General features: G+C 62.4%; 7 protein-coding genes and 1 pseudogene. 6 read left to right on the top strand and 2 right to left on the bottom strand.

The window, feature by feature from the left end; genetic code table 11:
• Positions 1-469, bottom strand: a 469-nt coding sequence (locus APH35_RS27670; RefSeq protein ID WP_177335402.1) for a membrane dipeptidase, incomplete at its 3' end; no start/stop codon positions are given.
• A 284-nt stretch (positions 470-753) separates the two neighbouring features.
• On the opposite strand from APH35_RS27670, the gene APH35_RS27675 reads away from it, so the two are divergent.
• Positions 754-1,155 (top strand): lysozyme inhibitor LprI family protein, encoded by a 402-nt coding sequence (locus APH35_RS27675; protein ID WP_060494187.1) that lies wholly within the window; start codon positions 754-756, stop codon positions 1,153-1,155.
• A gap of 81 nt (positions 1,156-1,236) precedes the next feature.
• On the opposite strand, the gene APH35_RS27680 is transcribed toward APH35_RS27675, so the two are convergent.
• The gene (locus APH35_RS27680; protein WP_012270105.1) at positions 1,237-2,181 is read right to left on the bottom strand and encodes a GlxA family transcriptional regulator; all 945 of its coding nucleotides are present in this window, start codon (positions 2,179-2,181) and stop codon (positions 1,237-1,239) included.
• Between the two features lie 146 nt (positions 2,182-2,327).
• On the opposite strand from APH35_RS27680, the gene choX reads away from it, so the two are divergent.
• The 5 genes and pseudogenes from choX to APH35_RS29200 form a co-directional block, all read left to right on the top strand.
• Positions 2,328-3,272: a choline ABC transporter substrate-binding protein gene (gene choX, locus APH35_RS27685; protein WP_060494188.1), complete on the top strand. Its 945-nt coding sequence runs from the start codon at positions 2,328-2,330 to the stop codon at positions 3,270-3,272.
• A gap of 125 nt (positions 3,273-3,397) precedes the next feature.
• Positions 3,398-4,282: a 3-keto-5-aminohexanoate cleavage protein gene (locus APH35_RS27690; RefSeq protein WP_012270103.1), complete on the top strand. Its 885-nt coding sequence runs from the start codon at positions 3,398-3,400 to the stop codon at positions 4,280-4,282.
• Positions 4,283-4,300: 18 nt separating this feature from the next.
• Positions 4,301-5,266, top strand: coding sequence for an L-carnitine dehydrogenase (locus tag APH35_RS27695; protein WP_060494190.1), 966 nt, complete (start codon positions 4,301-4,303; stop codon positions 5,264-5,266).
• A gap of 10 nt (positions 5,267-5,276) precedes the next feature.
• Positions 5,277-5,753, top strand: coding sequence for a thioesterase family protein (locus APH35_RS27700; protein ID WP_012270101.1), 477 nt, complete (start codon positions 5,277-5,279; stop codon positions 5,751-5,753).
• Positions 5,754-5,826: 73 nt separating this feature from the next.
• A pseudogene (locus APH35_RS29200) lies at positions 5,827-6,097 on the top strand (hypothetical protein); the annotation flags it as partial.

The raw sequence follows: 6,097 nt of genomic DNA on the forward strand, positions 1-6,097 counted from the left end.
GGTCGCACATGATGCCTACGCGGTTCATTTCCGCGACGATCTCACGACCGAAGCCCGACAGGCCGCCGTCACGCTCGTAGCACCCAGTACCTACCAGGTTCTGGGTGTTGTAGCACATCTGCACAATGCCCACGCCCAGTTGCTTGAACACGTCCACATAGGCGATCTGGTCTTCGAACGCGTGGGCGTTCTGGAAGCCGAAGAGGATGCCGGTCTTGCCCAGTTCCTTGGCCTTGCGGATGTCGGCGGTGGTGCGCACCGGCATGACCAGGTCACTGTTGTCGCGGATCAGCTTCTGGCTGGTGGCGATGTTGTCGACGGTAGCCTTGAAGCCTTCCCAGACCGACACCGTGCAGTTGGCCGCGGTCAGCCCGCCTTTGCGCATGTCCTCGAACAGCTCGCGGTTCCATTTGGCAATGATCAGGCCGTCGATGACGATGCTGTCGGCATGAAGTTCGGCTGGGCTCATCAGGCTGTCCCCTTTTATTGAATGGTTGGCGCCAAACCTTGTGCCGGCGCTTTGGGGCCAGCATATGCCTGTGCCCAAAGGCGCCCCGATGCAAAAACGACAGGGGGTTTGCCGAAAGCGTCAACGCGCGACAACACGCCCTCTGGCGCGGCGCCTGGCGATGAGAGACAGTCTCGATAACGACCTTTCTGGCTGCTTTATGAACATTTCGTCAGAGAGCTACCGCCTTGCCCTCGGCTGAGCGAGAATCCCTGCGATTCGTCAGCCTGTTGAGGAGAAAACGGATGAAATCATTGGCATGGCTGGTACTGCTGGCTGTCGTATCGGGCGCCCAGGCCGGCGAGGAAGAAAGCACCCCGTGCGACAACGTCGAAACCGACCAGCAGACCTACGCGTGCGCGGCGTTCAACAAGCAGACTGCCGAGCGCGAACTGAAAGCGGCGTATGACGACCTGATCCAGCGCATCCGCGATCAATATGCCGAAGAAGGCGACCAGGCCACCGCGCTGATCGGGCGCATGGACGCGGCCGAAAAACTGTGGACACAGTTGCGCGATGCGGATTGCAAGGTCGAGACCTATGCCGAAAAGCCAGGGAGCAAGGCGTTCCAGGCGGCTTGGGATACCTGCGTGGCGCAGCGCAGTGATGACCGGTCGGAATACCTGCAGAGCATTGGTCAGCAATAGGGGCTGCCGATGACGTGGGAGCGGCCCTGGGTCGCGAAAGGGCCGCAAAGCGGCCCCAGGTTTTGGGGCTGCCCAAGACCCTCATAGCGCCCGAGCCAAGCGATCCTCCCGCGGGCAACGCTGATACCGCGCCCGGTAGCAGCGGGTAAAGTACGAAGCGGACTCGAACCCGCAGGCTACCCCCACCTCCAGCACGCTCATGTCGGTCTGGCGCAACAGCTGCCGCGCCTTGTCCAACCGCAGGCGCAAATAAAACCCACTGGGTGTGTCGTCCAGGTGCACACGAAACAGCCGCTCCAGCTGGCGCCGGGTCACCTGCACCGCTTCAGCCAGCACCTGGGTATTGAGCGGCTGCTCGGTGTTGCGCTCCATTTCGCCAATCACCTTCACCAGTTTCTTGTTGCTGATGCCATAGCGGCTGGCAATCTGCATGCGCTGATGGTCCTGTCGCTGGCGGATACGCCCGAGCACGAACTGCTCCGACACCTGCACCGCCAGCTCGCTGCCATGGGCCTGTGCAATCAGGTCGAGCATCAGGTCGATCGATGCCGTGCCGCCAGCACAGGTGATGCGCCGTCGGTCGATCTCGAACAGCTCTTGGGTTGCCTGCAGGCTCGGGTAGTTTTCCTTGAACGCCTCCAGCGCCTCCCAATGCACGGTAGCCCGGTGGCCATCGAGCAAGCCAGCTTCCGCCAGCACCACAGCGCCGGTATCGATGCCGCCCAGAATCACCCCGTCATGGTCCAGGCGGCGCAGCGCCTGCTGCAGTGGCGGCCCATAGCAGGCCAACGGGTCGAAGCCAGCCACGATCAACAAGATGCCACCCGGCTCACCGGCCGCCAACGCCGCATCGGCGTTCACCGACATGCCATTGCTGGCCTGCACAGCGCCACCGTCCAGGCTCAGCACCTGCCAGCGATAGGACGGGCCTTTGAAGCGGTTGGCCACCCGCAGTGGCTCAAGGGCACTGATGAAGCCCATTGCCGAGAAGCCTGGCAACAACAGGAAATGAATGATTTGCGGCATTGCATGCTCCACGGCAAAGGTGGTCGCCTCCGTGCAACTGTTGGTCGCCAGGGTGCGATTTTTCACCCTGCCAGCAGCGTAGCGTGTTCACACGGCCCAGAGAGGTCGGAACCCATAACAATATGCACTGCCGATGGAGAGCCACCATGCACAGCTTGATCCGCCGCAGCCTGTTGACCCTTGCCCTGAGCAGCATCGCCACTTCCCCGCTTTTCGCCGCAGAGCCTGCGGCCTGCAAAAACGTCCGCTTGGGCGTGGTCAACTGGACCGACGTCATCGCCACCAGCGCCATGGCCCAGGTGCTGCTCGATGGCCTGGGCTACCAGACCAAACAGACCAGCGCCTCGCAGCAGATCATCTTCGCCGGCATACGCGACAAACGCCTGGACATGTTCCTGGGTTACTGGAACCCGATCATGACCCAAACCATTACCCCGTTCGTCGATGCTAACCAGGTCAAAGTACTGGACAAGCCAAGCCTGGAGGACGCCCGCGCCACCCTGGCCGTACCGAAATACCTCTACGACAAGGGTTTGAAGACCTTCGCCGACATCCACAAGTTCGAGAAAGAGCTGGGTGGCAAGATCTATGGCATCGAACCCGGCTCCGGTGCCAACACCCAGATCAAGGCGATGATCACCAAGAACCAGTTCGACCTGGGCAAGTTCCAGCTGGTCGAGTCCAGCGAGGCCGGCATGCTGGCCGCCGTCGATCGCGCCGTGCGGCGCAAGGAAGCCGTGGTGTTCTTCGGTTGGGCGCCGCACCCGATGAACGTGAACATCGACATGGCCTACCTGGGTGACAGCCAGGATGCGCTCGGCCCTGACGAAGGCCGCGCGACGGTGTGGACGGTGACTGCGCCGGATTACGCCGAACGCTGCCCCAATGCCCACCGCCTGCTGGCCAACCTGAACTTCAGCGCCGAGGACGAGAGCCGCATGATGCAGCCGCTGCTCGACCACAAGGATGCGCTGGAATCGGCCCGCCAATGGCTCAAGGACCACCCCGACGACAAGGCCCGCTGGCTTGAGGGTGTGACCACCTTCGATGGCAAGCCGGCTGCGGACAATCTGAAGCTTACCGCTAACTGATCCGGCGCTTTCGCAGCACAAGGCTGCTCCTACAGGTACAGCGCCAAGTTCAGGGTCACTGCTGACCCTGTGGGAGCGGGCTTGCCCGCGAAAAGGCCAGCACAGACACCACAAGGAACCGCACCATGAACCACGACGTCATCATCACCTGCGCCCTCACTGGCGCTGGCGACACCGCCTCGAAAAGCCACCTGGTCCCGGTCACCCCCAAGCAGATCGCCGAATCCGCCGTCGAAGCCGCCAAAGCCGGTGCCACCGTGGTCCACTGCCACGTCCGCGACCCGCAAACCGGCCGCTTCAGCCGCGACGTGGCGCTGTACCGCGAAGTCATGGAACGCATCCGCGAAGCCGATGTGGACATCATCGTCAACCTCACTGCCGGCATGGGCGGCGACCTGGAAATCGGCCCCGGTGAAACGCCCCTGGAGTTCGGCCCAGGCACCGACCTGATCGGCCCTCTGGAGCGCCTGGCCCACGTCGAGGCGCTGCTGCCGGAAATCTGCACCCTCGACTGCGGCACGCTCAATTTCGGTGACGGCAACTCGATCTACGTTTCAACCCCCGCACAACTGCGCGCCGGGGCCAAGCGCATCACCGAACTGGGGGTGAAGGCCGAGCTGGAAATCTTCGACACCGGCCACCTGTGGTTCGCCAAGCAGATGATGAAGGAAGGCCTGCTCGAAGACCCGCTGTTCCAGCTGTGCCTGGGCATCCCGTGGGGCGCGCCGGCCGACACCACCACCATGAAAGCCATGGTCGACAACCTGCCAGCCAACGTCACCTGGGCTGGCTTCGGCATCGGCCGCATGCAGATGCCCATGGCAGCGCAAGCGGTGCTGTTGGGCGGCAACGTGCGGGTCGGCCTGGAAGACAACCTGTACCTGGACCGTGGTGTGCTGGCCAGCAACGGCCAACTGGTGGAACGCGCAGCCGAGATCATCACCCGCATGGGTGGCCGTGTACTCAGCCCGGCAGAAGGCCGGGAAAAAATGAACCTCAAGCGCCGCTGATCTTTTCAGGAGACCGATATGCCCTTCATCACCGAGATCAAGACTTTCGCCGCCCTGGGTAGCGGCGTGATCGGCAGCGGCTGGGTCGCCCGCGCCCTCGCCCATGGCCTGGACGTGGTCGCCTGGGACCCGGCCCCCGGCGCCGAACAAGCCCTGCGCAAACGTATCGCCAATGCCTGGCCGGCGCTTGAAAAGCAAGGCCTGGCACCTGGCGCATCACAAGACCGCCTGAGGTTCGTGGCCACCATCGACGAATGCGTGCGCGACGCCGACTTCATCCAGGAAAGCGCACCAGAGCGACTGGACCTCAAGCTCGACCTGCACGCGAAGATAAGCGCGGCGGCCAAGCCTGACGCGATTATCGGCTCAAGCACTTCGGGCCTGTTGCCCAGCGAGTTCTACGAGTCGTCCACTCACCCTGAGCGCTGCGTGGTCGGTCACCCGTTCAACCCAGTCTACTTGCTGCCTCTGGTAGAAATCGTCGGCGGCAACCGCACCTCGCCAGAAGCCATCGAAGCGGCAAAAACCATCTACACCACCCTCGGCATGCGCCCACTGCATGTGCGCAAGGAAGTGCCAGGCTTCATCGCCGACCGCCTGCTCGAAGCGCTGTGGCGCGAGGCGCTGCACCTGGTCAACGACGGTGTGGCGACTACCGGAGAGATCGACGATGCGATCCGCTTTGGCGCCGGCTTGCGCTGGTCGTTCATGGGTACCTTCCTCACCTACACTCTGGCCGGTGGCGATGCCGGCATGCGCCACTTCATGTCGCAGTTCGGCCCAGCGCTGAAACTGCCTTGGACCTACTTGCCAGCACCGGAGCTGACCGACCAGTTGATCGACGATGTGGTAGACGGCACTTCTGAACAACTGGGTGAACGCAGCATCGCCGCACTTGAGCGCTACCGTGATGACACGCTGCTGGCGGTGCTGGAAGCGGTGAAAACCAGCAAGGCCAAACACGGCATGGCTTTCGGCGACTGAGGACCACGCAATGCCTGCACTGATCACTTACCGCACCCCAGTCCAGGAGGACTGGGTCGATTACAACGGGCATCTGCGCGATGCCTTCTACCTGCTGATCTTCAGCTACGCCACCGATGCGCTGATGGAGCGCATCGGCCTGGATGCCGACAGCCGTGGGCAGAGTGGCAATTCGTTGTTCACCCTGGAAGCGCACATCAACTACCTGCATGAAGTAAAGCTAGGCACCGAGGTGTGGGTGCAGACGCAGATCATCGGTTTCGATCGCAAGCGCCTGCATGTCTACCACAGCCTGCACCGGGCCGGGTTCGACCAGGTGCTGGCGGCCAGTGAGCAGATGCTGCTGCATGTGGACCTGGCGGGGCCAAAGGCGGCGCCGTTCAGTGAGCAGAGTGCCGGGTTGCTGCAAGGGTTGCTGGAACAGCAGCAGGATCTGCCGCCGGCCGAGTTCGTGGGCCGGGTGATATCCCTGCCTGCAGCACGGTAAGAAAAAAATAGCCCCGGAAAGCCGTGAGCATCCGGGGCAAAGCGCGAGCAACATCCACTGTGCATGAGTGAGGGTGACCAAACCCTCGGTTGCTGTAGATGGCTTGAGTGTGCGCAGTTCCCGCCAGGTGGATTTAGCCGTAAACGACCTGTTCTTAGCCAAAGCAGCCATGCCGGCATTCTGTTGTTGCGGGCATGTCGTGGTCGTCACAGAATCGGTCGTAAATCACAGCAGCACTCTCTTAGCGATAAAAGGGACAACAGCCATGATGCATGCGGATTTGATTGATCAGGACGACCTGGCAGGCCACCTGCGCGCACGCGGGTTCGAGATACCCGCCGGGG

The sequence above is a fragment of the Pseudomonas sp. NBRC 111132 genome (genome assembly GCF_001320565.1).
Lineage (GTDB): Bacteria > Pseudomonadota > Gammaproteobacteria > Pseudomonadales > Pseudomonadaceae > Aquipseudomonas > Aquipseudomonas putida_P.